This window comes from Sulfuricella sp. (genome assembly GCA_041651995.1).
In the GTDB taxonomy this organism is placed as follows: Bacteria; Pseudomonadota; Gammaproteobacteria; order Burkholderiales; family Sulfuricellaceae; genus Sulfurimicrobium.
Genome location: JBAZID010000002.1, coordinates 39982 through 66901, shown reverse-complemented (window position 1 = coordinate 66901; position 26920 = coordinate 39982). Strand labels below are relative to the sequence as shown.

Sequence of the window (26920 nt, the reverse complement as noted above, 5' to 3'; positions counted from 1 at the left end):
CGCTTCTCGTGGCACGATCCGCATTGGGGCTGGTTCAAGGTCCGCCATCGATGAAACCGCTTTCAATCTGGACATACGTCATCAGCCTTGCGCTATGGCTTTCCCTGTGCCTGGGCGTGGCGGTCATCGTGATCGTGCTGAACTTCCGCGATGCGGAAAAAGATCTGATGCAATACGGGGATGCCTATTCGGATCACCTCGACAAGGAGTTGCTCAGCAGCGAAACCATCCTGAAAGGCTTTTCGGCCCTGTTTGGCGCCGTTGGCAACATTGATCAGGCCCAGGCCTCGCGCTACGTCAGGCAGGTCATCGAGGCAAACCCCCATATCTTTGCGCTTGAAATCGTGCAGGCAGTGGCAAAAAACCAGCTTGCGGAATTCATTGCCCAGAAAAGACGTGATGGCATCCCGGAGTTCGCCGTCAAATCGTTCACCTACGACTCCGGCCGGAAGTGGCAGGCACCGAAAGAAAAACCCTTCTACTACCCCATCATATTCATGGAGCCGATGCCGGCGGGTTCCGCTGATATCCTTGGGCTGGACATGGAAAGCGTACCGTTCCTGCAACGGGCCATGAGCGAATCACTGCGGCGCCGCGCACCTGTCGCCAGCCATCCGTTCAGGCTGGTGCAGGGCAATCTGGCCTATGTTGTTTTCTTCCCGGCCCAGCAAACCTTCCTGCGTGATGGCTCAACCCTGGCACCTTCCGCCAATACGGAATTTGTGGTCGACATGGTCATTGACGCGGCCAAGCTGGCAGAGCCCGTCCAGTTTCCGATTTTTGACGGGGGCGTGGTGCTGGTTCATCACCAGGATTTCAACCCGGAAGATCCACGGGGCCAGCTGCTGACGACTTCAGGACCAACCCGCGGCCTCATCGAGACCGCCATTTTCCCCTCCCATGTTTACAAGAAAACGCTGGCAACATCGGGAGAGTCCTTTTCCCTTGTGGTGAAGCGCCAGCTCGGCTGGTCTGATTTAAGCCTGGGGCTGCTGGTGCTGATCGCCCTGTTAACAATCTTGTCTTCCATGATGCTGATACGGTATCTGCGTGAGCATCAACAGGGGAGGATTCTGCAGATCGAGAACCAGAACAGGCTGTGGCAACTTGCCAACCATGATTCATTGACCGGGATTCCCAACCGCATGCTGCTGCTGGACCGGCTGGAACAACAGCTGGCAAGGATGCGCCGTCAGGGAAAACACATGGCTGTCCTGTTTCTGGATCTTGATGAGTTCAAGCAGGTCAACGACACTTACGGGCACGAAACTGGCGATCAATTGCTCAAGCTCGTTGCAGAGCGCCTCTGCGCCGCGGTCCGGGAGGGCGATACGGTCGCAAGGATGTGCGGCGATGAATTCATTGTCCTGATTGAAGGCGTGGAAGACCGGACGGTGCCGCAAGCCGTGAGCAGGAAAATCCAGCAAAAACTGTCCGAGGGGTTTCTGATAGCAAGCCAGCTGGTCCGTGTGCGGGCCAGCATCGGGATCGCCATTTTCCCCGAAGATGGCGACAGGCCGGAAGAACTGATCAAACAGGCGGACACAAGAATGTATGCCGGCAAACAGGCCCGCACGGCAAAACTGCACTTGGTCTGAACGCTAGGAGCCTGTCGGACTTAAAGGAATCCGGCTGCAAATCCGCCTTGGCGGTCCATATTTCGCCGCTTTTTTGGTCAATAGAACGACTATTGACCTGCAAAACCGGCAAACTCTGTCCTCACCCAGCCGAATTTTGCGAGCAGCCGCTGCGCGGCTTGCCTGCTAAACCCAATGCGCTTCGATTCTTCAAGTCCGACAGACTCCTAGTCGTGCAAACCGTCCGGGTGACAATATTGTCATGTGAATGACATACTTTTCCCTTACAATGCCGTCCCCTGAGCAGCAAGAAAAGGAATGGACATACCGAATGCAAGCACAAGAAATCATGCAGGCACAAATAGACTCGGCACTAGCCGGCCTGACGCGAATTCGTGAGCGCCTGGCAGATGCTGCACCATGCGAGCCGGAGCTGATCGGGCGCGACCTGGAGTGGGCCGCATCCCATCTGGAAGATATTCGCCATTACTGGTCGGCATTAAGACCGGACCCGGCGCTTTCAGCAAAGCAGTAAATTCCCTTTTTCAGCACGCTCAGGCCCGTTCCGGCTGGCAAACAATCCCAATTTAAATCGCAGTGCCAAATTTCATGGCATGCGGATTTGCGCCATGCAGGCGGGCAATTTTTCCAATAAAAACACAAGGAGAGACCATGAACCAACGCATTGCCCTGATTATTGCGGCCACTTTGCTGGCCAGCCCCGCTGCTTTTGCTTCCGGCACGGCACAATGGAAATACAGCGGTCACGAAGGCCCCGAGCACTGGGGCGAACTGGCGCCGGAATTCGCTGCGTGCGCCAAGGGTGTGAACCAGTCGCCGATCGACCTCAAGGGAGCCATCGAGGCGGACCTGCCCCCGATCAAGTTCGATTATGCAAGCCAGGCCAGCGAAATCCTAAACAATGGCCACACCATTCAGGCCAATTTTGCGCCGGGCAGCACGATCAAGGTGGACGGCATGGCTTTCGAGCTGAAACAGGTCCATTTCCACGCCCCGAGCGAGAACCTGATCAACGGGAAATCCTACCCGCTGGAAGGCCACCTGGTTCACGCCAACAAGGACGGCCATCTCGCCGTGGTCGCCGTCATGTACGACACAGGCAAGGCCAATGCGGGTCTCGCCGCGCTGTGGAAGCAGATGCCAGCGGAAGCCGGCAGCCCGGTAGCGCTGGCCGCCAAGGTCAAAGGCAAGGACCTGCTCCCGGCCAGGCGTGACTATTACCGCTTCAATGGCTCCCTGACGACCCCGCCTTGCAGCGAAGGGGTGCGCTGGCTGGTGATGAAAGACCCGGTGACCGCCTCCAGGGCGCAGATCGAGCAATTCAGCCACGTCATGCACCACCCTAACAACCGCCCGGTACAACCCGTCAACGCCCGCCCGGTATTGCAGTAATACCTGATGGCATGGCGGCAGCACGGCTGGCCGAAGTGCGCAAAGCCGTGCTACCGAATCTCCCGGATGGCCAGACCCAGCTTTAGATATTGCGCTATAATGCAATAAATTATTTACTAAAATCGCACTTTAATGCAATATATTGGTTCATTATCTTGCATTGAGACGCAATATTATGGAATCTGGCTTCTCCGGACTCAAACTCCGCCAACTCGACGCTGCATTGAACCGCTGGCGTAGCGCCGATTTGCCACCGCGCCCCGCCTCGGGCTGGCTCAAGGCGATTCGCGAAGCGCTCGGCATGACGGCGACGCAGCTTGCAGAGCGGCTGGACGTCACCCTCTCCACGGTCACCCGGCTGGAAACCTCGGAAGCCGACGACACCGTCCGCCTGTCCACCCTGCGCCGTGCTGCCGAAGCACTGGGCTGCGAACTGCAATATGCCCTGGTGCCCAGGCAATCGCTGGCAGGCACGCTGGAATCACGCGCAACCGAAATAGCCCGAAGCCGCATGGCCGCCATCAGCCACACCATGGCGCTGGAAGCGCAAGCAACCTCACGGGAAACCGTCGAGGCACAGACCCGCGAACTAGCCGAGAACCTGCTCAAAGGCTCGCGCCGCGTCCTGTGGCGAGATAAATAACGCATGACCATGAATCTCGACTATCCACCCGGCGCTACGCCGCTCGATGCAGACGAACTCGCCAGCCTGATTCCTGGCCACATCACCACGCAGGGCGAGCTGAACGAGTGGGAACAACTCAACATCCTGCAAGGCGAAGCATCCCTAATCTTTTGGCTACCGAGCGGTGTTGGGCGCTTTACGGTCAACTCGGCCACAGACGCCGTAGGCTGGCGCTGTGCCGCACCGCATTCCGGTCAGCAACTCGATTTTGGTCGATTGCTCTGGGGCGAGGCGCACGAGTATCCCCAGGAAATATTGCTGCATGATGGCGCCAAGCCCGCAGGGCTGTTCCATCTGCGGATTACGTAGGAGAGACCTATGCGAACTTTACGTAGGGTCAAGATTGAAGGCTTCAAATCAATCGCCAAAGCAGAAATCGACCTGAACGATTTGAACGTCGTCATCGGGTCGAACGGCTCGGGCAAGTCAAACCTGATCGGGGCTTTCCGCCTGCTGGAACGCGTTCTTTCCAAGAACCTTCAGCTTTATGTTGCCAGCGAGCCGGATCGTTTTCTGCATCACGGCAGGAAAGCTACGCCTGCTTTGTCGCTCGATTTTGCCTTTGACCAGAACTCGTATGGCTTCACCCTCAAGGCCACGCAGGACACCCTGATTTTCGAGAGCGAGCGGGTGCAGTACAGCGGCTATTGGAGCTATGGCGAACCCATCGCGGTGGGCCACAAAGAAAGCAAGCTGGAAGAGGCCGCCGAGTCGTATCACAACAAGATTCCGAAGTACGTGTTTCCCAAGGTGCGGAAGCTCGTTGTCTATCATTTCCACGACACGTCGGATTCCTCGCCAGCCAAGCAGACTTGCGACGTTGAGGACAACCGCGCGTTCCGTTCCGATGCGGCGAACTTGCCCGCCTATTTGTATCTGCTCCAGCAGAAGCATCCGGTGCAATTTCGGCATATCGAGGAACATATCAGGCTGGTGGCGCCCTTCTTCGATAGCTTTGTCCTGGCACCTTCAAACCTCAACGAGAAAAAAATCAAGCTGGAATGGCGGCAGAAGGGGTCTGATGCCTATTTCGATGCCTACTCGTTGTCGGACGGTACCCTTCGATTTATCTGCCTAGCGACCTTGTTGCTTCAGCCTTCGCCTCCGGCGCTGATTCTGCTAGACGAGCCGGAGCTTGGCCTGCACCCGTTCGCGATTCGCATTCTGGCCGAGATGCTGGAGTCGGCATCGAAGCGCGTGCAGGTGGTGCTGGCAACACAGTCGGTGACGCTGCTCAACAATTTTGCCCCGCAGGACGTGATCATCGCCGAGAACGACGGTCTGAAAACCACCTTCCAGCGGCTGGACGAAGAGAAGCTCAAGCATTGGCTGGACGAGTTCAGCATCGGCGAGCTTTGGGAAAAAAATGTTCTCGGAGGTCGTCCATGATTCGGCTGTTGATGTTGGTAGAGGGGCAATCCGAGGAAATTTTTGTCAAGCAAACGCTCACGCCTTTTCTGGCTGAGCGCGGGGTGCATGTGTTGCCGCCCATCGTGCTTTGGACCAAGCGGATTCCGAGCGGTGGCGGCTTTCGTGGCGGCGTGTCGAACTGGAATCAGATTCGCAGAAGCTTGCTGCCCTTGACCTACGATACGGACGCGTGGGTAACGACCTTACTCGATTTCTATGGCTTGCCCGACGACTTTCCGGGATACCAAGAGGCGTTGGCGCCGGGCGACCGCCGTCAGCAGGTGCTTGCCCTTCAAGAGCGATTCGCTGCGGAAATCGGCCATCCCCGTTTGATCCCGTTCTTTGCATTGCACGAGTTCGAGGCGTGGCTGTTCACCGCGCCTGATGTAGTAGCCGAGCACTTCGGCAATGCCGCACTGGCGGCCAAGGTGCGCAGCGCCGTAGAGCATGCAGGCGACCCCGAACTAATCAACCACGGTGAGAATACGCATCCGAAGGCGCGTTTACTCAACATGAAAACGAGCTATAAGGAAACTTCGGATGGCCCAACCCTGATCGAGAAGATCGGCATCCCCGCTATTCGTGGTGCCTGCTCCCATTTCGCTGGCTGGCTGGATCGTCTGGAAGCATTGGGACAAACTGCGTAATGCTCGATACCTCTGCGACAGGCTTCGCCCCCGGCGAGCGGATCACTCACGCCGAATTCGGTCAGGGCGTTGTTCTCGACGGTGCCCATGAGGGTTACATATGTTTAATGTCGCGCTATTACTGAGTTTAATGTCTGCATGAAACTTGTTACCTGGAACGTCAATTCACTCAAGGTCCGCCTGCCGCATGTGCTGGACTGGCTGAACCTGCATCAGCCGGATGCCTTGTGCCTGCAGGAACTGAAGCTGGAAGACCGGAATTTTCCCCTGGCCGAAATTGAGGCGGCAGGCTATCACGCCGCTTTCTCCGGCCAGAAAACCTATAACGGCGTGGCCATCCTGAGCAAGCGGCCGCTGCTGGACGTGTGCGCCGGTATCCCGGGCTACGAGGATGAACAGAAACGGGTGCTGGCGGCGGTCCTCGATGGCGTGCGCCTGGTATGCGTGTATGTGCCCAATGGCCAGAGCGTTGATTCCGCCAAGTACCAGTACAAGCTGCAATGGCTGGAGGCGCTGACCACCTGGCTCAAGGACGAATTGACGCGACACCCGAAGCTGGCCTTGCTGGGAGATTACAACATCGCGCCGGAAGACCGCGACGTGCACGACCCCAAGGCATGGGAAGGGTCCGTATTGTGCAGCGCACCAGAGCGCGAAGCCTTCCGGAAGCTGCAACAGATCGGGCTGCAGGACAGTTTCCGCCTGTTCCCCCAGGCCGATGGCGCCTTCACCTGGTGGGACTACCGGATGCATGCTTTCCGGCGCAAACTGGGTTTGCGTATCGATCACATCCTGTTGAGCGATGCGCTCGCCGCGGACTGCGCTTCATGTACCGTGGATATCGAGCCGCGCAAACTGGAGCGCCCTTCCGATCATGCGCCGGTGATCGCGGAGATCGCTCCCCATAAGCCGTAAGGCGCCGTCGCCACCCGCTTACGCCGTTATGGCCGGTAAGCCCTTGTTCAGGCTATAATTCGGCCCTTATGAAAATCCATATTCTCGGCATCTGCGGCACCTTCATGGGCGGTATCGCGGCGATTGCCAAGCAGGCGGGCCACCAGGTCACCGGCTGCGACGCCAATGTCTACCCCCCCATGAGCACCCAGCTCGAAGCCATGGGCATCCGGCTGATCGAGGGCTTTGGCGCCGAACAGATCAAGCTGGAACCGGACGTCTTCGTGATCGGCAATGTGGTGAGCCGCGGCAATCCGCTCATGGAAGAAATCCTCAATCGCGGCCTGCCCTACATTTCCGGCCCGCAATGGCTGGCGGAGAACGTGCTGCGCGACAAGTGGGTGCTGGCCGTGGCGGGCACCCACGGCAAGACCACCACGTCCTCGATGCTGGCGTGGATACTCGAATACGGCAACCTCAATCCGGGCTTCCTGATCGGTGGCGTACCGCAGAATTTCGGTATCTCGGCGCGCCTGACCGAGATGCCGTTCTTCGTCATCGAGGCGGACGAGTACGACACGGCATTTTTCGACAAGCGCTCCAAGTTCGTGCACTACCGCCCGCGCACCGCGATCCTGAACAACCTGGAATTCGATCATGCCGACATTTTCCCCGACCTGGCGGCGATCGAAACCCAGTTCCACCACCTGCTACGCACCGTGCCGGGCAACGGCCTGATCGTGGCCAATGGCCGCGAGGCCAGCCTGGAGCGGGTGCTGGCGCGCGGCTGCTGGACGCCGGTGGAAAAATTCGGCGTGGCAGACGGCTGGATCATCGGCGGCGCCGACACCATCGCCTTCAAGGAGGCGTTTCAAGGCCGGCTGCAATGGGACCTCTTGGGCGAGCACAACCGCATGAACGCCCTCGCGGCGATTGCCGCGGCGCGCCATGCCGGGGTTCCCTCCGAAGTGTCCATCGAGGCGCTGGCCGCTTTCCGCAACGTGAAGCGGCGCATGGAAGTACGCGGCGTGGTGAATCGCATCACGGTGTATGACGATTTCGCCCACCACCCGACCGCGATTGAAACCACGCTGGCCGGCCTGCGCCAGAAAGTGGGTAGCGCACGCATTCTGGCGGTACTCGAGCCGCGCTCCAACACCATGAAGCTGGGGGTGATGAAGGACGCCCTGCCCGCCAGCCTCAGGGATGCCGACCAGGTGTTCTGCTACGGCGCCAACCTGGGCTGGGATGCAGCGACCGCCCTGGCCCCGCTGCACGACAAGGCAGCCACCTTCGACGACCTGGGTGCGCTGGTGACCGCTATCGCAAGTGCCGCCCGTCCCGGCGACCATGTGCTGGTGATGAGCAACGGCGGCTTCGGCGGCGTGCACGGCAAGCTGCTGGCGGCGCTGCTGGCCGGAAATAGGTGAGGCGTGAGGGGTGAGGGGTGAGGCGTAAAATGCACTCTCCCCGGTCCACTCCTCACCCCTAACCCCTAACCCCTCACGGATTTTCTGAATGAACGTACTGTACGAAGAAGACGGCGCCATCAAGGTGGCGAACGTCATGGCCGACAACACCTCCTCGCTGCAGGTGGAAACGCCGCACGGCAAGCGCTCCAAGATCAAGGCCGGCAATGTGCTGCTGCGTTTTGAAAATCCGCCCATGAGCGGCTTCATGGATGCCGCCGATGCGGCAGCGGGCGAACTGGACACCGATTTCCTGTGGCAGTGCTGCGGTGCCGACGAATTCATGTTCAGCGAGCTGGCGCAGGAATACTACGGCCATGCGCCGAATCCGGTCGAAGCCGCAGCCGTGGCGCTGCGGCTGCATTCTGCACCGATGTATTTCTACAAGAAAGGCAAGGGGCGCTACAAGGCCGCGCCGGAGGAGAACCTCAAGGCCGCGCTGGCTTCCGAGGAGAAGAAGCGCCAGCAGGCCGCCACCGTGGCGTCCTATGTCGAGCAGTTGTGCGCCTCCACCCTGCCCGATGCTTTCACCCCGCAAGTGGTGGAAATGCTGCTTTACCGCGAAGACAAGAACTGCCTGGAATACAAGGCGCTGGAAAAAGCCTGCGCCGAGATGGGCTTGCTGCCGGTCAAACTGCTTGAGCAATGCGGGGCGATCCCCAGCAGCCATGATTTCCACTACAAGCGTTTCATTCTGGAGCATTTCCCGCGCGGCACGGATTTTGAAAATTTCGGCGAATTTGCGCGCGACCACGACCTGCCCCTGGCCCGGGTTCAGGCATTCAGCATCGACGATGCCACCACCACGGAAATCGACGATGCTTTCTCGGTGGAGCGCCTGCCCAACGGAAACTGGCATATCGGGATTCATATCGCCGCTCCGGCGCTGGGCTTCGGGCCGGGCTCGGATCTCGACAATATCGCGCTGCGGCGTCTTTCCACCATCTACATGCCGGGGCGCAAGATCACCATGCTGCCGGACGAGGTGGTGAACTGCTTCACCCTCAACGAAGGCACGGCCAACCCGGCGCTTTCCATGTATCTCGAAGTCACGCCGGACGAATACGCCATCGAGCGCATCGAAAGCCGGGTGGAGCGCGTGCATATTGCCACCAACCTGCGCCACGACACGCTGGAGCCGGTGTTCAACACGGAAACACTGGCTCACGGCAATACGCCAGATTTCGCTTTCAAGGCAGAACTGGAAATGCTGTGGCAATTCGCCAGCAAGCTGGAACTGGCGCGCGGCAAGGCGGATAGCCAGAACCAGTACAGGGATTACAACTTCATCATCGAAAACGAGCGCGTGGCCATAATCGAACGCCCGCGCGGCTCGCCGATCGACAAGGTGGTTTCCGAGCTGATGATCCAGGTCAATTCGCACTGGGCCAAACAACTCAGCGATGCAGGGGTGGCGGCGATCTACCGCAGCCAGGGTGGCGGCAAGGTGCGCATGAGCACCAGCGCTGCGCCGCACCAGGGCCTGGGCGTGTCGCAATACGCCTGGTCCAGTTCCCCGCTGCGGCGCTATGTCGACCTGCTCAACCAGCGCCAGCTGATTGCCCTGATCAATGGTCAGGAACCACCCTATTCGCCAAACAGCGAGGATCTGTTCTCCGCCATCCGCGACTTCGAGCTGGCTTATGACGCCTACAACAACGTGCAGCGCAGCATGGAACGCTACTGGTGCCTGCGCTACCTGCAACAGGAGGGCATGAACACGGCGTACGCCACCCTGATCAAGGAAAACCTGGTGCGTTTCGAGAATCTGCCGCTGGTGACGCGCGCCTTCGGCATGCCTGAACTGCCGCCGGGCACGCGGGTCGAGCTTGAGCTCAGCGCGGTCGATTTGCTGGAACTGGAAGTGCGCTGCAAGTTCCATGCCGAAAAGCCGCTGGAACTGGCGGCTTGACACTCCGCCTCAAGTACTTAGACTTTTGTCTCTAAATGACAATTTCATTGGATAAATTTTCTATCCCTGGCTGGGCCACCCTTCTTGCGATAGTTGGCACACCCTCGCGCATTGGGGTGATGCTGGCGGTCTCAGTAGTTTTGCACGCAATACCGCTTGGCATGGGTTTCGTAGATCCCTCCTCAAAACCTCTGCCCAACCCGGCCACCTATCTCGAAGTGGTGCTGGTCAACAGCAAGTCCGCCAGCAAGCCCGTCAAGGCCGATGCGCTGGCCCAGGCCAATCTCGACGGCGGAGGCAACACCGAGGCCGAGCGGCGCGCCAAGAGCCCCCTGCCCAACCTCGACCGGCCGCATCCCGATCCCGCCCTGCAACAGCGCGAGCAGCAAGTGGTCGAGCTGGAACAGCAGGCGCGCCGCCTGATGACCCAGGCCAGGGCCAAACACAGCGTGGCGCAATCCCCCAATACCACGGAGTCGCCTCAACCCAGCGAGGCCGCGGTCAAACCCGACGCCACCGAACTGGTGCAGCGCAGCCTTGAGGCCGCGCGGCTGGAAGCCCAAATTTCGCGCGACTGGGATAACTACCAGAAAATGCCGCGCCGCAAATTCATCGGGGCGCGCACCCAGGAATACCGTTTTGCACGCTATGTCGAAGACTGGCGCATGAAGGTCGAGAAGGTGGGCAACCTGAATTACCCCGAGGCCGCCAAGCAGCAGAGGCTCTATGGCCAGTTGCAGCTGACCGTGTCGATCAAGGCGGACGGCAGCGTGGAGAGCATCGAAATCAACCGCTCTTCCGGGCAGAAAGTGCTGGATGCGGCGGCCCGGCGCATCGTCGAACTGGCCGGCCCGTACTCGCCCCTGCCGGAAAACATCCGCAAGGATACGGATATCCTCAGCATCACCCGCACCTGGATTTTCACCAGCTCCGACCAACTCGCCAGCGAGTAGTACTCGCCTGTCATTGCGAGCGCAGCGAAGCAATCTTGTTGTGTTGAATGCAACTACAAAAAACGGATTGCTTCGCTGCGCTCGCAATGACAGCCCATGGGCAGCTGGCCGGGTTTATACCCGCTCATCCCTGAGCAAGGGCTTCAGCGCGGTCAGCAGGCTGGCGAACATCTTTGAATGCTTCTTTTCCTGCTCCGCCAGCAGTTGTTTCATGTGCCAGCGCTCCGTGGGTACCGCGAAACAGGATGGGCAATTTTCGGCGATCACCGGCAGCTTGGCGGCTTTGGCGAAGGCTGCGGTCTGGCGTTCGCGCAGGTAGATGAAAGGCCGGATGATGCGGATGTCGCCCGCATCGTTGAGGTAGTGCGCCTTCATGGTGCGCAGCTTGCCGCCGAAGAAGGTGGACATGAGAAAGGTTTCCGCTGCATCGTCCAGATGCTGCGCCAGCGCCAGCACGTTGTAGCCGTTCTCGCGCGCCGTGCGATAGAGAATGCCGCGCCGCATGCGCGAGCAGAAGGAGCAGAAGGAATCTCCCTGCATTGCAGTCTTGGCCTGTTCCACGATGGGCTGGCTCTCATAGAAATACGGCACGCCCAGTTCCGCCAGGTAGGCTTTCAGGGGCGAGGGATCGAAATCCGGCGACTGCGGGTCAACAGTGCAGGCTGCGATCTCGAATTTGACCGGTGCTTTTTTCTGCAAATGCAGCAACACCTGCAGCAGCGAAAGCGAATCCTTGCCGCCGGACAGCCCCAGCAGCACCCGATCGCCCTCGCGAATCATGGAAAAATCGCCAATGGCGCGGCCAGTGGCGGAAAGCAGCGTTCTAGGCGGCTTTGCCGCCTGCTCCTCACCCCTTTTATTCTCGGGTGATTTGGCCGGGGGCACTCCTAACTCCTCACGTTTCATAAACTTGCGCTCCGCCCGCCATCCACCGGCAGGATCACGCCGGTGATATAGGGCGCATCGTTGACCAGGAAGGCCACCGCCCTGGCGATGTCGTCCGGGCTGCCTTCGCGCTTCAACAGGGTGTGGGCGATGATGCGGCGGCGTTCCAGCTCATCGAAGCTGGGGTCGTCTTCCGGCCACATGATGGGTCCCGGCGCCACGGCATTGACGCGTACATTGGGCCCGAGTTCATGCGCCAGCGATTTGGTCAGCGCCACCAGTCCGGCCTTGGCGATGCTGTACACCACATAGCTTTTCATCGGCCTTTCGGCGTGGATATCGGCGATGTTGACGATGCAGCCGTGGCTGTGGGTCAGGGCATGGGCGGCGGCCTGGGACAAAAACAGCGGCGCCTTGAGGTTGGTGCCGACCAGGTCGAACCAGTCCTTTTCCGTGATTTCACCCACTGCCGTGGGGTAGAAGCTGGAGGCGTTGTTGATCAGTGCATCGAGACGGCCGAAGCAGGCGACGGTTTCGTCCACCATGCGGGCATAACAGGCGGGGTCGAGCAGATCGCCCTGCACTGTGGCGGCGGAATCGGGACGCAGCTTATTGAGTTCGTCGCGCAGCCGCTCCGCGGCATCCGCCGAAGAACGGTAATGAATCATGATGCGCGCCCCGCCCGCATGCAGGCGCCGGGCCGTGGCTGCGCCGACGCGCACCGCCCCGCCGGTGATCAAGATAACTTTGCCTTCCATGTGCTTATCCGGATAATCTTGAGAATCCGTCGAATTTAACACAGCTTGCCATGCCTTCACTACCTGAACCGAGTTCCTCGGCCCTTGAACACAGTAGCGCCGTTGGCGCGGCCATCGCGGCGGAAATTTCCGCCGCTGGCGGCTGGATTTCCTTCGCCCGTTTCATGGAGCTGGCGCTGTACGCGCCCGGCCTGGGCTATTACAGCGCCGGGCTGGACAAGTTCGGCGCGGGCGGGGATTTCGTGACCGCGCCGGAAATTTCCTCCTTGTTTGGCCGGGCAGTTGCGCATCAGGCCGCGCAGGTGCTGCGGCAAAGCGGCGGCAACATCCTCGAAACCGGTGCCGGCTCGGGCAAGCTGGCGCTCGACCTGATGCTGGAACTGGAGCGCCTGGATCAACTTCCGGAACGTTATTCCATCCTCGAACTCTCCGCCGACTTGCGCCAGCGCCAGCAGCAGCGCATCGGGCACGAGGCCGCGCACCTGTTGGGCCGTTTTGAGTGGCTCGATGCGCTGCCGGAAAAATTCACCGGCCTGGTGCTGGGCAACGAAGTGCTGGATGCCATGCCGGTGGATTTGCTCACCTGGCGCCCCGGAGCCATCTCGGAGCGCGGCGTCGCCCTGCGGGATGGGCGCCTGGTTTGGGCTGAGCGTGCGCTAACGCGGGGAAGCTTGCGGGAACAGGCTGGAGCCTTGCCTCCCGCTCAGTTTGTCAGTGGCGAAACGGCATATACCAGCGAGATCAACCTCGCCGCGCAGGGCTTCATGCGCAGCCTCGGCCAGATGCTGGAACGGGGAGTGATTCTCATGCTGGACTATGGCTTCGGGCAAAGTGAGTACTACCATCCACAACGCAGCCAGGGAACGCTGATGTGCCACTACCGCCATCATGCCCACGCCGACCCCTTCTTCCTGCCGGGGCTGCAGGACATCACCGCCCATGTGGATTTCAGCGCCATTGCCCGTGCCGGTACCGAGGCGGGCCTGGACCTGCTGGGTTATGCCAGCCAGGCCAACTTCCTCATCAATTGCGGACTGACCGATCTGCTGGGGCAGATTTCTCCGGAAGATCCTGCCGCTTATCTGCCCATTGTGGCGCAGGCCCAGAAGTTGATGAGCCCGGCGGAAATGGGTGAGCTGTTCAAGGCCATTGCCCTGGGCAAGGGCTTTGAACCTCCCTTGCGCGGTTTCACGCGCGGTGACCGCAGCCACGTCTTGTAAACCGGATGAGGGGTGACACGATGACGCCGCTTTGCCTGGAGTGGCATATAATTCCTGACAGGAAAACATCATCGTTGCGCCGGGATTGGAGCCGGATGCGTCACTTGTCTCTTGATCTTGGCCTGGGTCGTTGACACGCATTTAAAGGAGTACCAAATGGCAGAGAAAACAAAAACACAGGAAAAAGGCAATATTCCGGCATCCGCGCCCAACGCGCCCCACCTCCCGGCCAAGCCTCGATCCAGCCGGGCCAAGCCCCGCCTGGCGCACAAGCCTGATCCCGCCGTTAGCGCAGAAATCGAGACCGTCAGCCATGGACCCGCGGCTCTGACAGTGGCGCATGCCCCGCACGGCAGTGATGAAGACAGCGATTATGCCAAGCTCCCCGCGAGTTATCCCTACCGTACCCGTATCCGGACCAATGACTATGAGGCGCAAAAAGCCAAGCTCCAGATCGAGCTGCTGAAGGTGCAGAACTGGGTAAGGGACAGCGGCCAGAAAATCGTGGTGCTGTTCGAGGGGCGCGATGCCGCCGGAAAAGGCGGCACCATCAAGCGCTTCATGGAGCACCTCAACCCTCGCGCAGCACGCACGGTCGCGCTGGAGAAGCCCACCCAGCAAGAGCTGGGACAGTGGTATTTCCAGCGCTACATCCAGCATCTGCCGACAAAAGGTGAAATGGTTTTCTTTGACCGTTCCTGGTACAACCGGGCCGGGGTCGAGCGCGTGATGGGGTTTTGCACGCCTCAGGAACACCTCGAATTCATGCGCCAGACACCCGAATTCGAGCGCATGCTGGTGAACAGCGGCATCCGGCTCTTCAAATTCTGGTTTTCGGTCAGCCGTGAAGAGCAATTAAGGCGCTTCGTGTCGCGGCGCGACGATCCGCTCAAGCACTGGAAACTTTCGCCCATCGACATCAAGTCCCTGGACATGTGGGACGATTACACCGAAGCCAAAAACCTGATGTTTTTCCATACCGATACCGCCGATTGCCCCTGGGTGGTGATCAAATCCGATGACAAGAAACGGGCGCGGCTCAACTGCATGCGCCACTTCCTGCACTCCCTGTCTTACCCAGGCAAGGATTTGCACGTTGCGGTCTCACCCGACCCCTTGCTGGTGGGCTCGGCGGCCGAAGTGCTCTCGCGCGACGAAAACACCACGGTCACCCATTTTTAGAAGGCCATCCGGGGTGACCCAGCCGGAGTGAGGAGGTCATCCTCCTCCCATCCCGGCATCTTGCCTTTCCCGATGCGAAAATGCCGGGAAGCCGGCGTTACTGCTGGGAACGCCGCCGCTCGCCGTCTCCCCGGTCCTGGCCGCGGTACGTGCGGTTGGCGGGCTGGCCGGGCAAGTCCGCGCGTTCGCGCTCGCTGCGTTCTACCCGCTCCTGGCGCCGCGCCGGCTCGGGAACTGCGCGCGGCTGGACCGGTGCGGCTTCAAACCTGCGCGGCTCCGGCGCCACGCGCTCCCGTTCTCTTTCCCGTTCCTGCAGCGGGCGCGCGGAGGCAGATTCACGCATGCTGCGTGGTGGCGCTGAGGCTTCAGCTTGCCCAGGCGATTCGCCGCGCTCGCGTTCAATCCGCTCCTGCCTCCGCGCTGGTTCGGCAGCCATGCGCGGCTGGGCTGGCGCTGATTCAAGCCTGCGTGGCGGTGCCGCCGCTTCACGGCGGTCAGGAATCGCCACAGGAGGAGCAATCTGATCGGCCTGGCCACGCTCTGTGCGTTCCCTTGCCCTATTCCCTGGCGCGTCTGCTTCGCCGCGCCTTTCCTCAAAACGCGGCGCTAGAGGCGGACGGGCGCGCTCCTCTCCGGTCTGGGCGCCGAATGCCGGGCGCGACAGTTCGCTGCCCGGCCGGACGGGGGCAGGAACATAACGCGGCTCGGGCGTGACACCGCCCTGGCGCCGGCGCTCTTCGTTGCGCCAGGGCAACGTGGATTCGCGGGCCGGCCGGGTGGAGACCACCGGCCGCGCGAGAATGGATTCAGGCGGGCGAATGCGGCTGGGTGCGCCCGTCATCACGCTTGCCGGCCCGGGCTTCACCGGGAGTGCGCCATGGACATGCCTGAGTTCCCGGGTTTGCGTCACGCGCATCCGCGCATCGTGCACCTGCCCCCTGCCGAAGCGCTCGCTGGCCGTGGCGACAACGGCATTGTGCACGCGGGTATTGTGATAGGTGATGTTGGTCACGTTGACGGCCACCCCTGGCTTGATGGCCACGTTGTTGACCACGCGCGGGCCATGCCAGCCGCCCCACCAGGGCCTGCCGGCGAAACCGGGCCGCCCCCACCACGGAACCAGGGGTTCACCCCAACTGAGTGCCACCCAGCCCAGCCCCGCAGTGCCGATTCCGATACCAACAGAAGCATTGGACCCGACCCCGAAAAAGGCCACCAGGGCAGGCGCGTAGACCGCAACCCTGACCGCCGGGCCCGGCGCCCATGCCCAGTAACTGCTCAGGTAAACCCAGCGCCCATAGTGGTAGGGAGCCCACCCCCACGGCGCATCGTCAATCCAGGTCCACTGGTAGTAGGGGTCCCATACCCATCTCCCGGTACTGTATGGCGCCCAGCCCGGGGGCACGGCATCCGGCACCCACACCTGGCCATATTCGCCCACCACGCGCCAGCTGCCATAGTGGTCCAGGTCATTGGCCCCGGAGATGCCGGAGGGAAGGTAGCGCTCACTGACCGCATCCACCAGATCATCAGTACGCTCATAGTTCCAGCGATCCCAGCGGTCAAGCTCCGGCGCCACGTAGGTTTCCGCCTGCGCCACGGCGCCGTTCCGCACCACGATTTCCTCGGAGGGTTGAATGCTCATCGCCTGCCCGCCCGCCGGAACCATCATGGCCCGGCCTCCGCGACGGGTGATGAAATGTACGTCACCGTTCACGTCCACCCGGTAATAGCCGCTGCGATCAATGGTGAACACCGCATTGGGAGTGTCCACCTCCACCGAGTAGCCGGATGGCAGCGTGCGCAGATCAAAGGACACACGGCCGGAAGTAACCTTGAACTGGGCGAAATCGGCCGTATGGTTGACCAGGGTGAGCTGCGTATCGTCATCGGCCCGGATAAAGGCGCGGCTGCCCATCTGTAGTTCAAGGCCGGCATCCTGGCCGACATAGAGCGCATCACCAGCGGCCAGCGGGGTATTGTGGCGCGCTTCCACCCAGTCTTCCGCGCCGTCGCGGAAAAAAGAAACATCGCCTTCGACATAACTCAGCCGCAGCGGGTTGGCTGCAGCCCTGGGGTCGTCATCCTGCGCGATGGCGGCAAGGCTGCTCATGGACAGGAGCAGCAAGAGGGAAAGACTGGCGGTTATTCTGAATAATTGACGCATGATAGATGCCTGTTTTGGTGATCGCGAGTGATCTGGGGTTTTATTCGCATACGTTGCAAATAACGCCGCGATTTTGTTTGGGTTGACCATCCGACAGGATAACGAGCCAGGCGTTTCAACCATTTGGATATTCGCAGACAAAAAAAGGGCGGCTTGCGCCGCCCCGAATTCACTCTGGAGGGAGAGTGATGGAGAAATTTACAAACCGTGCCCTGTGGATGCCGGACCCGGCATCCGCAGGTTGGTCATCAGTCCACACGCTCGCCGTGCAGGCTGACATCCAGACCTTCACGCTCTTCCTCTTCGGAGACGCGCAGGCCGATCACCATGTCGATCACCTTGAGGATGATGTAAGAGGCGACGGCGGTATAGGCCACGGTGGCACCTATGCCGATCAACTGGGTGACGACCTGGCCGCCATTGCCCTCGATCAGGCCGGAGGCCGCGTCGCCGCCGATGGCCTTGACCGCGAACACGCCGGTGAGGAGTGCGCCGACGATACCGCCGATGCCATGCACGCCGAAGGCGTCGAGCGAATCGTCATAGCCCATCATGCGCTTGAGGGAGGTGGCGCCCCAGTAGCACACCACGCCGGATATCAGGCCGATGATCAGCGCGCCCATGGGGGCGACAAAACCAGCCGCCGGGGTGATTGCAACCAGGCCGCCGACGGCGCCGGATGCGATACCCAGCACGGAAGGCTTGCCCTTACCCAGCCACTCGGCAAACATCCAGGCCAGCGCTGCCGCCGCTGCCGCGATCTGGGTCACGGCCATGGCCATGCCGGCACGGCTGTCCGCTGCCAGGGCGGAACCGGCGTTGAAGCCGAACCAGCCTACCCACAACATGGCTGCGCCAATCAGGGTGAGCGTCAGGTTGTGCGGCGCCATCGGTTCCTTGCCGTAGCCGATACGCTTGCCCAGCATGATGGCGATGACCAGGCCGGCGATACCGGCGTTGATGTGCACCACGGTGCCGCCGGCATAGTCCAGTACGCCCTTGGTGAACAACCAGCCCGTGCCTTCCCATACCCAGTGGGTAACCGGTGCGTACACCACCAGCGACCAGATGCCCATGAACCACATCATGGCGGAGAACTTCATGCGGTCGGCAAAGGCGCCGGTAATCAGGGCCGGGGTGATGATGGCAAACGTCATCTGGAAGATCACAAACACGGTTTCAGGGATGTTCGCGCCCGCCACACCGGTCAGGGAATCGAGATTCACGCCGTTGAGGAACATCTTGTCCAGCCCGCCAATGAAGCCGCTGCCGGGGGTGAAGGCCAGACTGTAACCTGCCACCATCCAGATAACCGACATCAGGGCTGCAATCGCAAAGCTTTGCATCATGATGGCCAGCACGTTTTTCTTGCGCACCATGCCGCCGTAGAACAGCGCCAGACCGGGAATGGTCATGAACAGCACCAGAGCGGTGGCAGTCAGCATCCAGGCGGTATTGCCGGAGTCAAGTTTCGGCTCGGGAGCGGGTGCCGCCACGGGTGCCGCAGCCGGAGCGGCTGCTTCGGGCGCGGCGCCAGGAGCAGCTTCGGGTGCCGGCGCGGCCGCTACGGGTTGATCGGCAGCCGGTGCGGCATCTTCCGCCATCACCGGGCCTCCCAGCCCAAGGACGCCCAGCAGGGCGATCATGCTAAATAGTTTTTTCATGACTTGCTCCTTTTACAAAGCTTCCGGACCGGTCTCGCCGGTACGGATACGGACCACCTGTTCCAGACTGGAAACGAAAATCTTGCCATCACCGATCTTGCCGGTTGAAGCCGACTTCTCGATAGCCTCGATCACCTGATCCAGGAGTTCAGCCTTGATGGCGGCTTCCACTTTGACCTTGGGCAGAAAATCCACCACGTATTCCGCACCGCGATACAGTTCGGTGTGGCCTTTTTGGCGTCCAAAGCCTTTGACTTCGGTGACGGTGATGCCCTGTACCCCAACCTGGGACAGCGCTTCCCGCACCTCATCCAGCTTGAACGGCTTGATGATTGCAGTGACTAGTTTCATGTTGTGCTCCTATCTCTGGAATGCGCGTTAGAACGCTTTGGTGACGGACAGGACGAAGCGGCCATCAGACAATGACGTGCTGCCCTGGTAAACGTATGCACCATCTTTTGCGTTGGTGTCGATATACGCGCCGGTGACACTCAGGCCGCCGCCGAAGTCCTTGGTCAGGCCGATTTTGTAGTCGGTGTAGCTGGCGTTAGCGTTGTTTGTGACCTTCTGGTGACCGGCATGAACGCCAAGGGTCAGGCCACTCATCAGTTCGAAATTCGCGCTGGCGTCGATGTAGCTGGAGTTCTTGCTGTCGGGGAAGCCAAACAGATTGGAAATGCTGTGGGAATATTTCAGGGTGAACATCTTGTAAGTTCCCGCCACATAGAGCTCATCCGTATTGGGGCTGACGAAACCGGTGGTGTAGCTGCCCGGGTACTCATAGCGCAGGTAACCAACGTCATAGCTGAAATCGTCGCTGATCTTGCCCTTGTATCCACCGTAGATGTCGATTTCCAGGCTGCTGCTTTGGCCCGCATCCTGCAGCCAGTTGATATTGGAACCCCATACGCCGACGTACAGTCCACTGGCGTGGGCATAATCGAAGCCGCCTTGCAGCGCCAGTTTTTCACGTGTTTGCGAAATGCCGCGATAGACATATTCCGATGCCAGGGTCACGTTTGCGCTGACGGGGGAAGCAGCAGCTTCCTCGGCAAAAGCGGGTGTGACCACCACAAAAGAGGGAACGCCGACGATACCGGCAACCAGAAGGGCCTGAGTTAATTTGCGCATTTTCTTCTCCTTGAACTAGCGGATAAATGATTTTAAATGTGACTACGCCCCGGTTAAAGCATAAGCCATGCCAGAATATATTTACTTATTATTCAATTGGTTAGGAATATACTCGAGTGGCATGCAAGCCTGTGAGCGCGACGCTGGGGCGTAGCCCCGACCGTGTGCACCGGTTTGGTGCGCACAGATACGGGCGGGGAAAGTGCTATTTTCTGACTCGCGGGAGGGGCCGCTATGCCGGCCGGTTTTCGGTGCCGCTTTTGCGTGCGGGAAGAAGCGCTTTCAAATTCTCCAGCGCGGCGCGGGTTTGCTTGAGCTTGCCGGTGGAAGCGTGGCAGGCGTTTTCATCCAGCCCGGACACTTCGGTACGGATTTCCTTGCAGCGCTCCCGTTCGTTTTCACGCCATGCCATGAGGAGCGCGAGTACGGCGTGCTTCTGCCCGGGAGATCCATCCGGGGTGAGATCCAGCTCACCGGTCCGGGCCAGTAAATCAGAGAAAGGGCGCATGATGGAATCAAGGTAACGCGACCACAGCCATTCCGCCAGCCCCAATGCCGCCACATTCAGGGCCACAAGAACCGCCAGAATTTGCATGGCTTCCCGGAGCAACAGGGTTGACAAAGGCTCCCTCGCGGCAAAATGAATGCGGTACAAGTTTTCCTCGGCCACTTCTTTCAAATCCAGGTACAGCACGATCATCCCGGCGCCGATCAGCAGCACCTCCAGCAACACGAATGCGATCAGCAGGCGATTCTGAACCGCCGGATCGATGTAGTGAATTTTGCGCTTGCTATTTGAATTCATATATCGTGACACTCAAAACACAGGGCCGAGCCTTGCTTGCCGACTCTCAGCTTGCCGTGCTCCTTGACGTAGCCCTTGTGACAACTGACGCAACTGACCTTGCCGTCCGGCAGGAAAAGCCGCTGATTGACGACCGCCTCTGGTTTGTAGCGGCCTTTCTGGAAAGACTCGGAATAGCGCCGCCCGATGGGATGGTTTACCGAATTGCTGGCGTGGCGCAAAATTTTCCCGCTGTCTATCGAGGCCCCTCGCGGGTCTCCATTGCCGCTGTGGCACCCCATGCATTGCACGGTGAAGGCGTCGACATCGAGGCCGCTCAGGTCTGTTTTCGCGGCAACAGAGGATACGTGGCCGGATGAAATCACGGAAACACCCTGGTCGGCCATTTTGCTGAAAAAACTGCTGTCATGGCAGGAAAGGCAAAAATTCCGCCCTCGCGCATTTCCTCGCATCAGTCCGTGAGTGCTGCCGTGCACATCATGGCAGGTGCTGCAAGTGACATCCCCCTTCCAGTCCAGTGGGTAGGTGACCGGAATGGCCCGCACGGGCCGGATACCGCTCGGGTGGCTGGCCCGAATGGAATTGGGGTGGCAGCCGGCACACAGTTTTTCCTGTGGGGCGACCAGCAGGTGGGCATTTCCCTTGTCAACCTCATCACCGCCCAGGTGGCAACCGGAGCATGTTTGTCCGGCCATGTGCTTCTGTGCCGGATTCAGGGCCGCGTGAATCCACGATGCGGAACCCAGCACGAGCGCGGCCAGCACGACCAGCTTCCAGAACCATTTCAGGCTGCTAGAGATGTACACGGCGCTCCAGTTCCCGCAATTTTTCGAAAGCCGGGGCGAGATCGTGGCAGTCCGAATCGATCAGGGCCAGGGCGTCACTCGTGGCGGCGTCTATTTCCCGGTAGTGGTTTTGCAGCGCTTCAGCGCTCTGCGCGAGCTGCTGCATTTCTTTCTGTAACTGGTCTTTCTTGCGGATGGGCGTGAGCGTGGCGGCGCTGGTTTCAATCAACATTTCCATGTTGCGGGAAATGCGGAACAGGGGGCCGGCGATGCGGAAGCTGGCATAAAGGGAAATCAGCCATGTGATGGCGGCTGAGGCGCTGACCAGGAACAAGCCCGCCAGCACCATGCCCGGCCCCAGGGATTGATGCGTAACGCTCCCCGACCTGATTACATCCCAGTAGGTATCGCCGGCATTGTCACCGATAAAGACGAGCAACAGGAGCAGCGTGGCAAAAGAAAGGCCTCCAACGACAAGCGCCACGGTGCCAGTAACCTTGAGATGATAATTGATTCGGCTGTTGTTGCTCTGGACAGGATCATGCTGTGCCATTAGTTTTTTCCAGTTGGCAGGATTTTGAAGCCTCCCCCGGCCTCTTCTGCCAAGGCCTGGCAGAAATCCTATCTCATTGAAATCAATGAGCGCACTATATACCGTTTGCATGAGCCGGGGTAAAGGTTTTTCTCCTGGAGGGTGAATCGCAGGCTTGGCCCGGATGCGTAAAACGGTATTTCTGGTAGACTTCCGCCATCAGGAGGATAACCATGCTTAACCATAAAGTACTCGACGAAATCAACGCCAAAATCAGCCAGGTTCTGGCAGCCACGCCTGCGGGCGATATAGAGAAAAATCTGCGCGCTTCCTTGCAGGGCGTTTTTTCCAAACTCGACCTGGTAACGCGGGAGGAATTCGAGGTGCAACAGGCGGTGCTGGTACGCACACGCGAAAAACTCGACAAGCTGGAAACCCAGGTGGCGGCCATGGAAAAGCAACTTCGGCCAGAACCCGCAACACCCCAATAATTCATCATGTCCCTCGCGGTCCTCTACAGCCGCGCATTGAACGGCATGGATGCGCCACTGGTGACCGTGGAAGTGCATCTGGCCAATGGCTTGCCCAGCTTTACCCTGGTTGGCCTGCCTGAAGCGGAAGTCAAGGAGGCCCGCGACCGGGTGCGCGCCGCCCTGCAGAATGCGCGTTTCGAATTCCCCGCCCGCCGCATTACGGTCAACCTGGCCCCGGCTGATCTGCCCAAGGAAAGCGGGCGCTTCGACCTGCCGATTGCACTGGGCATTCTCGCTGCTTCCGGCCAGCTACCCCAGCAGCACCTCAAGGACTACGAATTTGCCGGAGAACTGGCACTGACGGGCGAGCTGCGCCCGATTCGCGGCGCACTGGCCATGACCTGCAAGGCCAGCAAGGATGGCCGTGCCTTTATCCTGCCGCGCAGCAATGCGGATGAAGCCGCGCTGGTGGAAGAGGCCGAGATTTTTCCGGCGGGCTCTCTGCTCGAGGTTTGCGCCCACCTGGCGGGCCAGGAGACCCTCAGCCGCCACGTCCCGTCATTGAACGCGGAAGCGGCGGCTTTGGAACCCGATTTCAGCGAAGTCAAAGGCCAAACCCAGGCCAAGCGCGCCCTCGAAGTGGCGGCCGCGGGCGGCCACAGCATCCTCATGTCGGGGCCGCCCGGCACCGGAAAATCCATGCTGGCCAGCCGCCTGCCCGGCATCCTGCCGTTAATGTCGGAAGCCGAAGCACTCGAGGCGGCCGCGATCCAGTCCCTTAATGGCGGCTTCCGTCTCGAAAACTGGCGCCGCCGCATTCTGCGGGCGCCGCACCATTCGGCCTCCAGCGTGGCATTGGTGGGAGGAGGCAGCAATCCGCGGCCTGGCGAAATCAGCCTGGCGCACCATTCCGTGTTATTCCTCGACGAATTGCCGGAGTTCGACAGGAAGGCGCTGGAAACCCTGCGCGAGCCGCTGGAATCCGGCCGCATCACCATCTCCCGCGCGGCCCGCCAGGCGGAATTCCCGGCGCAATTCCAGCTGGTGGCGGCGATGAATCCCTGCCCCTGCGGCTATCTCGGCCACCCCAACGGCAAGTGCCGTTGCACTCCGGACCAGGTGTCGCGCTACCGGAGCAAAATCTCCGGCCCCTTGCTCGACCGCATCGACATGCAGATCGAGGTGCCCGCCCTGCCGGAGCGAGAGCTGACGCAAGACGCGGCAGGCGAGCCCAGCGCAGCCATCCGGAGCCGGGTGGAAGCCGCGCGCCAGTTGCAACTGGCGCGCCAGGGCAAGCCCAACGCGCGGCTCACCAGCAAGGAAATCGATCTCCACTGCCAGCCGGATGCGGCAGGCATGACGCTGCTCAGGCAGGCCATCAGCCGCCTCGATCTCTCCGCACGCGCCTACCACCGTATTCTCAAAATGGCGCGCACCATCTCCGACCTGGCCGGTGAGCAACAGATTGCCCCCGCGCATATCGCCGAAGCGGTGCAATACCGGCGTTTCGGTTCCTTGTAGTTCAAGCATGAAACGTCACTATCGCAAGCCGGGTTTTCTCGCCAGAGCGAGCAGCTTTGCTGCCGCTCCCGGCGGGGACACCCGATGTGGATATCACCCGGCATTTCGGGCGGAAGCCCGGCCCGCAGCCCTGAAATTCAGCATGATTGATTACTAGTTTCGATGGACGTGCTGCAATCCTGGCGCGAAGAAAAGCGCTCCGCCTACCTCTACCGCATCATTTCGGATGTGGAATCGGGTGCGCCGCTACAAATTCTTTTCCTTGAACTGGCGCATGCAGCCGAGCGGCAGGCAGAGATATGGGTGGCCAAGGCAGCGCAAACAGGGGTAGCGCTGCCGCAAGCCTATCTGCCCGAGCTACGCGTGCGCATCACGGCGCAACTGGTGCGGCACTTCGGTGCGCGCGCGATGCGCCCGGTGCTGGCAGCCATGAAGGTACGCGGCATGTCGCTATACGCTTCCGCGCCTGCCGGCCATGCCATGCCTACTTCGCTGGAGCAGGTTGGCCGGCGCCACAAGGGCATGGGTGGAGGCAATCTGCGCGCGGCGGTTTTTGGTGTCAATGATGGCCTGGTTTCCAATGCCAGCCTGATCATGGGTGTGGCGGGGGCATCCGGCCAGAACGCCGTGATCATGCTCTCCGGTATCGCGGGCTTGCTGGCGGGCGCGTTTTCCATGGCGGCGGGCGAGTATCTTTCGGTACGTTCGCAGAGGGAAATGTACGAATACCAGATCGGGCTGGAGCAGGACGAACTGGAGCAATATCCGGATGAGGAAGCGGCCGAACTGGCGCTGATTTTTCAGGCCAGGGGACTGGAACGCGAAGAAGCGCGGCGCCTGTCGGAAAAGCTGATTGCCGATCCGGACCAGGCGCTGGATACCCTGACGCGCGAGGAATTGGGCCTGAATCCGAATGAACTGGGTTCTCCCTGGGGTGCTGCGCTGTTTTCCTTTCTGGCCTTTGCAAGCGGTGCCATGGTGCCGCTGCTGCCCTTTCTTGTCACGACAGGATCGACAGCCCTGCTCTCCTCCATCGGGGCGACAGCCGTGGCGCTTTTTGCGGTGGGGGCAACGCTCAGCCTGTTTACCGGGCGGCACGCCCTGTCCGGCGGCTTGCGCATGCTGGCGATTGGCGCCGCGGCTGGCGGCGCAACTTACCTGATCGGCAAGGCACTCGGCGTGACCCTGGCTTAGCAGAGGGCCTTTCAACCCGGAAACAAATTGTTACAGTTTTCACCGGCTGGAAATAGTTTGGCAACAACCTTCCTGCACCATGGCAGCAAAGGAGGGTGAATCATGATGCAATGGATGAGCGGTACATTTCAGATTGGCGTGATGCTGCTGGCTTTTTTCGCCTTGGCGCAGTGGCCTGCGCTGGCTGATGCCGGGCCGGGCGCGCAGCCAGCCGCCGTTGGCGCGGAGCCAGCGCATCTGGGCTGGATGCTGGAACAACACTGGCGCGTGGTTGACGGACGCTAAAGGCCTTTGCCTGAAAAATAGAGCGGGTTCCGGGTTTCTTCCATGGGCATTGCTGGCCTTGACGCTGGCAGGCTGTGCGGCACAGCCGATTGTGTTCAAGGACGTTGTTCCACCCGAAACAACCAGGCTGCGCACTGTTCAAACCGAGCATCCGGTGGTCGCACTGGTGCTGGGGGGCGGAGCTTCACGCGGTTTTGCGCATGTCGGTGTAATCAAAGCGCTCGAACAGCAGGGCGTCAAGCCCGATATTGTGGTTGGCACCAGCGCCGGCAGCTTTGTGGGCGCGCTTTATGCCGGCGGCTATGACGCAATGGCGCTGGAAGTCATTGCTCTCGGGATGGAACAGTCTCAATTGCGCGATGTCACCTTCCCTGACCGCGGCTTCGTCAAGGGCGAACTGCTGCAGGATTTCATCAACCAGTACCTCGATAACCGCTCCATCGAAAGCCTGCCCAAGCGCTATGCCGCGGTTGCCACCGATCTGCAGAGCGGCGCGATGATGATATTCAATCGCGGCAACACCGGCATGGCGGTGCGCGCTTCGAGTTCGATCCCCGGCATATTCCAGCCCGTCAATATCGCGGGCAGGGACTATGTGGATGGCGGCGTGTTAAGCCCGGTGCCAGTGCGGGTGGCGCGGAAGATGAAGCCGGATATCATTATTGCGGTGGATGTATCCCGCAGGCCTGACAGCGTGGTGGAAATCCGTGACACCCTGGATGTGCTGGCACAGACCATCACCATCATGGGCAAGGAATCAAGTCAGGCGGAGATGCGCGAGGCCGATGTAGTCATCCGGCCGGACGTGAGCGAGATCGGCATCGCAGACTTCGCAGCCAGGAAGCTGGCCATCGAAATGGGCGAAAAAGCCGCCCAGGAAAGCCTGCCCCGCATCCTCGCCCTGCTCAAGGAAAAACGTCAGCGCAAGGCCGAAAACGCAAGTCAGGCCAATCCCTGAATTCCATCAGGTTTGCGTCCATGGCAGGCCATCGAAGCGCCAGCCGTTGACCGTATTACGGTGATAGTGATCATCGAGATCGCCCTCGAAGCCATGCAGCACGTTGTACACTTCCGTGAGTCCGGCCTGCTCCAGCACATGTCCGGCTTCCACCGAGCGCCGGCCGGAGCGGCAGATCAGCACCACCGGGCGGTTGATGCTGGCGGCGGTTTTGACGTGAGAAACAAAGTGGGGGTTGACCTCCCAGTCCGGCGCGTCCACCCAGGGAATCAGGATCGAATTGTCGGGGTGGCCGACGAACAAGAATTCCATTTCACTGCGCACATCGATGAATACCGCTTCACGGCGAGTGTGCAAAAGTTCATGAGCTTGCTTGGGGGTAAGATGTTCCATCCGGAAC

28 protein-coding genes are annotated in these 26920 nt (G+C 60.4%); 18 read left to right on the top strand and 10 right to left on the bottom strand.

Annotated elements, in window-relative coordinates:
* Positions 1-50 precede the first annotated feature (50 nt).
* From WC392_04995 to WC392_04945, 11 genes are all read left to right on the top strand, one after another.
* On the top strand, positions 51-1598 hold the full coding sequence (locus WC392_04995) for a diguanylate cyclase (GenBank protein MFA5241720.1): 1548 nt from the start codon (positions 51-53) through the stop codon (positions 1596-1598).
* Between the two features lie 310 nt (positions 1599-1908).
* Positions 1909-2112 (top strand): hypothetical protein, encoded by a 204-nt coding sequence (locus WC392_04990; protein MFA5241719.1) that lies wholly within the window; start codon positions 1909-1911, stop codon positions 2110-2112.
* Positions 2113-2249: 137 nt separating this feature from the next.
* Positions 2250-2990 (top strand): carbonic anhydrase family protein, encoded by a 741-nt coding sequence (locus WC392_04985; GenBank protein ID MFA5241718.1) that lies wholly within the window; start codon positions 2250-2252, stop codon positions 2988-2990.
* Positions 2991-3165: 175 nt separating this feature from the next.
* Complete coding sequence (locus WC392_04980; GenBank protein MFA5241717.1) at positions 3166-3633, top strand: mobile mystery protein A; 468 nt, start codon at positions 3166-3168, stop codon at positions 3631-3633.
* Between the two features lie 3 nt (positions 3634-3636).
* Positions 3637-3984, top strand: a complete 348-nt coding sequence (locus WC392_04975) for a hypothetical protein (protein ID MFA5241716.1) — start codon at positions 3637-3639, stop codon at positions 3982-3984.
* A 9-nt stretch (positions 3985-3993) separates the two neighbouring features.
* Positions 3994-5064 carry an AAA family ATPase gene (locus WC392_04970; protein MFA5241715.1) on the top strand — a complete coding sequence of 357 codons (1071 nt, stop codon included), beginning with the start codon at positions 3994-3996 and terminating at the stop codon, positions 5062-5064.
* Positions 5061-5732 carry a DUF4276 family protein gene (locus tag WC392_04965; protein ID MFA5241714.1) on the top strand — a complete coding sequence of 224 codons (672 nt, stop codon included), beginning with the start codon at positions 5061-5063 and terminating at the stop codon, positions 5730-5732. The genes WC392_04970 and WC392_04965 overlap by 4 nt, the downstream gene beginning before the upstream one ends.
* A gap of 138 nt (positions 5733-5870) precedes the next feature.
* Entirely contained in the window at positions 5871-6647 is a 777-nt protein-coding gene (gene xth / locus WC392_04960; protein MFA5241713.1) for an exodeoxyribonuclease III, read from the top strand.
* A 68-nt stretch (positions 6648-6715) separates the two neighbouring features.
* Entirely contained in the window at positions 6716-8056 is a 1341-nt protein-coding gene (gene mpl, locus WC392_04955) for a UDP-N-acetylmuramate:L-alanyl-gamma-D-glutamyl-meso-diaminopimelate ligase (GenBank protein ID MFA5241712.1), read from the top strand.
* 88 nt (positions 8057-8144) lie between these two features.
* A complete protein-coding gene (locus tag WC392_04950; protein MFA5241711.1) occupies positions 8145-10007 on the top strand; it encodes an RNB domain-containing ribonuclease in 1863 nt (620 codons plus the stop codon).
* Between the two features lie 161 nt (positions 10008-10168).
* A complete protein-coding gene (locus WC392_04945) occupies positions 10169-10960 on the top strand; it encodes an energy transducer TonB (protein ID MFA5241710.1) in 792 nt (263 codons plus the stop codon).
* Between the two features lie 114 nt (positions 10961-11074).
* Here the strand turns inward: WC392_04945 and WC392_04940 are convergent, their stop codons facing one another.
* Together WC392_04940 and WC392_04935 are read right to left on the bottom strand one after the other, a co-directional pair.
* The gene (locus tag WC392_04940) at positions 11075-11845 is read right to left on the bottom strand and encodes an ATP-binding protein (GenBank protein ID MFA5241709.1); all 771 of its coding nucleotides are present in this window, start codon (positions 11843-11845) and stop codon (positions 11075-11077) included.
* 17 nt (positions 11846-11862) lie between these two features.
* Positions 11863-12603, bottom strand: a complete 741-nt coding sequence (locus tag WC392_04935; protein ID MFA5241708.1) for a pteridine reductase — start codon at positions 12601-12603, stop codon at positions 11863-11865.
* A 50-nt stretch (positions 12604-12653) separates the two neighbouring features.
* Between WC392_04935 and WC392_04930 the strand changes: the two genes are divergently transcribed.
* Both WC392_04930 and ppk2 read left to right on the top strand, forming a co-directional pair.
* Positions 12654-13823, top strand: a complete 1170-nt coding sequence (locus WC392_04930) for an SAM-dependent methyltransferase (protein MFA5241707.1) — start codon at positions 12654-12656, stop codon at positions 13821-13823.
* 156 nt (positions 13824-13979) lie between these two features.
* Complete coding sequence (gene ppk2, locus WC392_04925; GenBank protein ID MFA5241706.1) at positions 13980-15005, top strand: polyphosphate kinase 2; 1026 nt, start codon at positions 13980-13982, stop codon at positions 15003-15005.
* 97 nt (positions 15006-15102) lie between these two features.
* Here ppk2 and WC392_04920 read toward each other — a convergent pair whose 3' ends face one another.
* The 7 genes from WC392_04920 to WC392_04890 form a co-directional block, all read right to left on the bottom strand.
* Complete coding sequence (locus WC392_04920; protein MFA5241705.1) at positions 15103-17172, bottom strand: DUF6600 domain-containing protein; 2070 nt, start codon at positions 17170-17172, stop codon at positions 15103-15105.
* 248 nt (positions 17173-17420) lie between these two features.
* A complete protein-coding gene (locus WC392_04915) occupies positions 17421-18836 on the bottom strand; it encodes an ammonium transporter (GenBank protein ID MFA5241704.1) in 1416 nt (471 codons plus the stop codon).
* 12 nt (positions 18837-18848) lie between these two features.
* Positions 18849-19187, bottom strand: a complete 339-nt coding sequence (gene glnK, locus WC392_04910) for a P-II family nitrogen regulator (GenBank protein ID MFA5241703.1) — start codon at positions 19185-19187, stop codon at positions 18849-18851.
* 27 nt (positions 19188-19214) lie between these two features.
* Complete coding sequence (locus WC392_04905) at positions 19215-19967, bottom strand: TorF family putative porin (GenBank protein MFA5241702.1); 753 nt, start codon at positions 19965-19967, stop codon at positions 19215-19217.
* 232 nt (positions 19968-20199) lie between these two features.
* Positions 20200-20772 (bottom strand): hypothetical protein, encoded by a 573-nt coding sequence (locus WC392_04900; protein ID MFA5241701.1) that lies wholly within the window; start codon positions 20770-20772, stop codon positions 20200-20202.
* The gene (locus tag WC392_04895) at positions 20769-21578 is read right to left on the bottom strand and encodes a cytochrome c3 family protein (protein MFA5241700.1); all 810 of its coding nucleotides are present in this window, start codon (positions 21576-21578) and stop codon (positions 20769-20771) included. The genes WC392_04900 and WC392_04895 overlap by 4 nt, the downstream gene beginning before the upstream one ends.
* A complete protein-coding gene (locus WC392_04890) occupies positions 21565-22110 on the bottom strand; it encodes a hypothetical protein (GenBank protein ID MFA5241699.1) in 546 nt (181 codons plus the stop codon). Before WC392_04890 ends, WC392_04895 begins: the two co-directional genes overlap by 14 nt.
* Positions 22111-22322: 212 nt before the next feature.
* On the opposite strand from WC392_04890, the gene WC392_04885 reads away from it, so the two are divergent.
* From WC392_04885 to WC392_04865, 5 genes are all read left to right on the top strand, one after another.
* Positions 22323-22580 (top strand): accessory factor UbiK family protein, encoded by a 258-nt coding sequence (locus WC392_04885; protein MFA5241698.1) that lies wholly within the window; start codon positions 22323-22325, stop codon positions 22578-22580.
* Between the two features lie 6 nt (positions 22581-22586).
* A complete protein-coding gene (locus WC392_04880; GenBank protein MFA5241697.1) occupies positions 22587-24083 on the top strand; it encodes a YifB family Mg chelatase-like AAA ATPase in 1497 nt (498 codons plus the stop codon).
* Positions 24084-24245: 162 nt separating this feature from the next.
* On the top strand, positions 24246-25277 hold the full coding sequence (locus WC392_04875) for a VIT1/CCC1 transporter family protein (GenBank protein MFA5241696.1): 1032 nt from the start codon (positions 24246-24248) through the stop codon (positions 25275-25277).
* 102 nt (positions 25278-25379) lie between these two features.
* Positions 25380-25562: a hypothetical protein gene (locus WC392_04870; GenBank protein ID MFA5241695.1), complete on the top strand. Its 183-nt coding sequence runs from the start codon at positions 25380-25382 to the stop codon at positions 25560-25562.
* Positions 25549-26520, top strand: a complete 972-nt coding sequence (locus WC392_04865) for a patatin-like phospholipase family protein (protein MFA5241694.1) — start codon at positions 25549-25551, stop codon at positions 26518-26520. Before WC392_04870 ends, WC392_04865 begins: the two co-directional genes overlap by 14 nt.
* A 6-nt stretch (positions 26521-26526) precedes the next feature.
* Here the strand turns inward: WC392_04865 and WC392_04860 are convergent, their stop codons facing one another.
* A complete protein-coding gene (locus WC392_04860) occupies positions 26527-26913 on the bottom strand; it encodes a rhodanese-like domain-containing protein (GenBank protein MFA5241693.1) in 387 nt (128 codons plus the stop codon).
* Positions 26914-26920 lie beyond the last annotated feature (7 nt).